The sequence below is a fragment of the Collinsella aerofaciens genome, from assembly GCF_001404695.1.
GTDB lineage: Bacteria > Actinomycetota > Coriobacteriia > Coriobacteriales > Coriobacteriaceae > Collinsella > Collinsella aerofaciens_E.
In genome coordinates this window covers 1-4,182 of the sequence record NZ_CZAQ01000057.1, presented here as the reverse complement: position 1 = coordinate 4,182, position 4,182 = coordinate 1, and the positions used below count along the sequence as shown (strand labels likewise).

Genomic DNA, 4,182 nt, shown 5'->3' with positions numbered 1-4,182 from the left:
GAGTTCCGGAGCCGGGCCCTTGCGGCGTAGTCGCTATTTATTCAGTCCAAGTTTCGGGGCGCAGTTCACAGGCACCTTTGTGGTGGTTTTGGGCAAGCGCACCAGCACGCGACGCAAAAAGGCAGGCCATCTCGCAAAAGAGATGACCCGCCTCTCCAATCAGTCCCACGGCAACCGTGGCCGCCGCGGGCCTCAAGCATGTCCCGGACTAGGAGAACATGCCGGTGAGGTAATCATTCAGCCGCTTATCCTTGGGCCGTTGGAAAATCTCGTCGGTCTCGTCGTACTCGACCATATCGCCCATGTAGAAGAACGCCGTGCGGTTGGACACGCGCGATGCCTGCTCCATGTTGTGCGTCACGATGACGATGGCACGGTCGGCAACGATCGACGACATCAGGTCCTCGATCGCCAACGTCGAGATGGGGTCGAGCGCCGAGCAGGGCTCGTCGAACAGGATCACGTCGGGGTTGAGCGCCAGCGTGCGCGCAATGCACAGACGCTGCTGCTGACCGCCCGAAAGCGCGTAGGCGCTCTTGTCGAGCTTGTCTTTGACCTCGTCCCACAGCGCGGCACCGCGCAGACTTTCCTCGACCATGCGGTCGAGCTCGTCACGGTCGGTGATGCCGTGGCGCTTGGGCGCAAAGGTGATGTTGTCGCGAATGGACTTGCGGAAGGGGTTGGGCTGCTGGAACACCATGCCGATGGAGCGACGCAACTCGTACGTGTTCTCGGTCTTGGTGTTCACGTTGCGCCCGCGGTAGCTGATCTCACCCTCCACGCGACAGCGGCGAATCTCGCGATTCATGAGGTTGAGGCTACGCAAAAAGGTCGACTTACCGCAGCCCGAAGGCCCGATGAGCGCCGTGATCTCGCCCTTATGGAAGTCGAGCGACGTATTGTGCAGCGCATGGTGGTCGCCATAGTACACGTTGACGTCCTTGGCGGAGAGCACGACCTCGTCGCTCACGGCCTTGCCGCTCACGCGCACGCGCCTCTCGCTCTCCCCCACGCTCGACAGAAAGTCCTGGGTGTCGGACGTGGCCGCCTCGGTTGCGGGCGTTGCATTCATATCGCTCATTCGGCCGTCATCTTCCTTGCCAGTTGCTTGCCCACGATACGGGCGACTACGTTAAACAGCAGCACGCAAATCATCAGCAGTGCCGCGGTGCCCCAGACGATCTGCTGGGCCTCGGGGCTGCCCTCGCCATAGATCTTGTAGATGTGCACGGCCAGCGACTCGCCGGGACGGAACACGTTCCAGGCGCAGGTGGGGCTCGACAGGTTAAAGCTCAAGAAGTTGAGGCGGACCGGCGAGCTCATGCCCGAGGTAAAGAGCAGCGCCGCGGCCTCGCCAAACACGCGGCCGGCCGAAAGCACGATGCCGGTCACGATGGCGGGCATGGCCTCGGGAATCAGGATGTGCAGTGTGGCCTCCCAGCGAGTGAGGCCCATGGCCAGGCACGCATCGCGCTGGGCCTGCGGCACGTCCTCGAGCGCCTGCTGAATCACGCGCACCAGGATGGGGATGTTGAACATGGTGAGCGCGACGGCGCCGGAGATGATGGAGTACTTCCAGCCCAGCTGCACCGAGAACACCAGAAAGCCGAACATGCCCACGACAATGGAGGGCAGCGAAGACAACGTCTCGATGGCGGTCGAGGCGATGTCGCGAATAGGCCCATCGGGCGCGTACTCAACCAAAAAGACCGCGCCGCCCAGGCTGATGGGCACCGAGATGATCAGGGTGATCAGCAGCAGATAGAACGAGTCGAACAGCTGGTAGAGCACGCCGCCCTGCGTTCCGTTGGCGCGTGCGGGCTGCGTGAGAAAGCCTGGCTGGAACAGCGTCGAGATACCCTCGAACAGGATGTAGGCCACCATGGAGACGACGATAAGCATGACGATGGCGACAATCGCCGTCAGCACGCCCGTGGCGATGCGGTCCTGCTTTTGGACACGCCCGAGTCTCGCCTCGTCGATGTGGATGCGCGTGCTAGCCACGAGCCTTCGCCCCCTTGCGGCCGATAAGGTGGATGATCAGGATAAAGATGAGGCTCATGCCCATCAGCAGCAGACCGAGCGCCCACAGAACGTCGTCCTGGGCCGAGCCCTCGGCATAGACCGCCATGGACGTGGTGAGCGTGGTGGTAATGGTCGAGGCAGGCGACAGCAGCGACGTCGGCATGGCCTCGATGCCGCCGATAACCATGCGCACGGCGAGCGTTTCGCCAAAGGCGCGGGTCATGCCAAGGATGACCGCGGTCATGAGCGACGGCATGGCGGACTTGAGCACCACGTGCCAGATGGTCTGCCAGCGGGTGTAGCCCAGCGCGAGCGAGCCCTGACGGTAGCTGTCGGGCACAGCGCGCAGGCCATCGACCGAAAGCGTGGTCATCGTCGGCAGAATCATGACTGCCAGCACGATAGCGCCGGGCAAGATACCCAGACCCGTGCTCACGTGGAAAACGCTCTTCATAAGGCCGACGACCACGTGAAAGCCGATCAGGCCAAAGACGACCGAGGGAATACCGGTCAAAAGCTCAATGAGCGGCTGAAAAACCTTGGATCCAAACTTAGGCTGAATCTCGACCGCAAAGATGGCAGAGCCGATGGCGATGGGCAGTGCGATGAGCGTGGAGAGCACCATGACCGCAAACGAGGTGACGATCAGGGGCAGGGCGCCAGTGTAGGGCAGGCCGTTTTCGGCCGTGTTGGCCAGGTCCCACTTGGTACCGGTAAAAAACTCGACGATCGAGACGCCGTCCTTGAAAAAAGCCGAGAGGCCCTTTTGGGCGACCATAAAGATGAGCGCGGCAACGACAAGCGTCACGAGCGCTACGCACGCACCCGTGACGCCCAGGCCCACGTTCTCAAGCTCGCGCTTTGGCAGCTGTTTTGCCATTGCAAACCTTTCCGGGGGCGATTACTTATTTAGCGGAGACCTTGCCACTGGCGTCCTTGACGACCTTCATGGCAGAAACGGGAATAAAGCCCTGCTCCTCGACGAGCTTGCCCTGGACGTCGTCAGAAAGCATGAACTCCAGGAAGGCCTTGGTGGCTTCGTCGGCGTCCTTAGCACAGTACATGTGCTCGGTCGCCCAGATCTTGAAGGAGTCGTCGGTGACGTTTGTGCTCTTGGGCTCGACCCCCTCGACCATGATGGCGTTGAACTTGGAGTCATCGAAGTGCGAGAAGTCGAGGTAGGAGATGGCGTTGTCGGTGCTGCCCATCTGAGTCTGGACATCGCCGGACTTGTCGAGCTCGGCGTCGCCCTTAAAGTCGACGGCCTCGTCGCCAAAGACGGCGGCCTCGAAGGTGGCGCGGGTGCCGGAGCCGGCCTTGCGGTTGAGAACGACGATCTTGGCGTCGTCGCCGCCGACCTCCTTCCAGTTGGTGATCTGGCCGGAGAAGATACCCTTGAGCTGCTCGAGAGACAGGTCGTCGACCTTGACGTTCTTGGAGACGACGGGGCCCATGCCCACGACGGCGACCTCGTGGTCGACGAGGTTCTTGACCTGGTCGGCCTCGAGCTTGGTCTCGGCGAAGACATCGGAGTTACCGATGGTGACTGTGCCGGCGGCGACAGCGGTCAGGCCCTTGCCCGAACCGTTACCCGAGCCAGAGACGGAGACGTCCGGGTTGGCATCCATGAACTTCTCGGCAGCAGCCTCGACGAGAGCCTGGAACGAGGAAGCGCCGTCGTAGGTCACCTCGCCCGAGACGGACTCGGCGGCAGCGGCGCTACCCTCAGCAGCGGTGTTGGCGGCGTTGGAGCCACCGCAGCCAACGAGGCCGAGACCGACGATGCTGGCAAGACCACCAGCGAGGCCGAGGAACTGACGACGAGAATAAGCCTGATCGAGCATGATCTTCCTTTCATACAAGCGACTCGCGGGCACCCTGCCCGCTTTGCTGTTTGGAAAGATACGGTCTCGATCGGGCGACGACCGCCTTATCTGCGGTTTCTTACGGACATTTGATAGACCCTTACCGCAAGCTCTGCCCAGCCTTTACAAACGGATAACAAACCCGCCACCAAGCATGACCCGCCTTTTACACCAGAGGAAAGTAGTCATTGGGTGTTCCTATAGTTTTGTCAACCGTCGGGGCTACTCCCGGTAGGGCACCCGGTCGCGCATCACGGCGTATATCGCCCTGAGCCGCTTCCTCGCGACGGCC

The 4,182-nt window shown here is 61.7% G+C and carries 4 protein-coding genes; all 4 read right to left on the bottom strand.

Annotation, left to right across the window (positions count from 1 at the left end):
• Positions 1-208: 208 nt before the first annotated feature.
• Genes pstB through AQ996_RS09325 form a run of 4 tightly spaced genes read right to left on the bottom strand, consistent with a single transcriptional unit; the run spans position 209 to position 3,869 of the window.
• Positions 209-1,081, bottom strand: coding sequence for a phosphate ABC transporter ATP-binding protein PstB (pstB, locus tag AQ996_RS09340; protein WP_148315937.1), 873 nt, complete (start codon positions 1,079-1,081; stop codon positions 209-211).
• Positions 1,078-2,004 (bottom strand): phosphate ABC transporter permease PstA, encoded by a 927-nt coding sequence (pstA, locus tag AQ996_RS09335; RefSeq protein WP_082435615.1) that lies wholly within the window; start codon positions 2,002-2,004, stop codon positions 1,078-1,080. Before pstA ends, pstB begins: the two co-directional genes overlap by 4 nt.
• On the bottom strand, positions 1,997-2,905 hold the full coding sequence (gene pstC, locus AQ996_RS09330; protein WP_055252651.1) for a phosphate ABC transporter permease subunit PstC: 909 nt from the start codon (positions 2,903-2,905) through the stop codon (positions 1,997-1,999). Before pstC ends, pstA begins: the two co-directional genes overlap by 8 nt.
• A gap of 25 nt (positions 2,906-2,930) precedes the next feature.
• Complete coding sequence (locus AQ996_RS09325; RefSeq protein ID WP_055252648.1) at positions 2,931-3,869, bottom strand: phosphate ABC transporter substrate-binding protein; 939 nt, start codon at positions 3,867-3,869, stop codon at positions 2,931-2,933.
• Positions 3,870-4,182 lie beyond the last annotated feature (313 nt).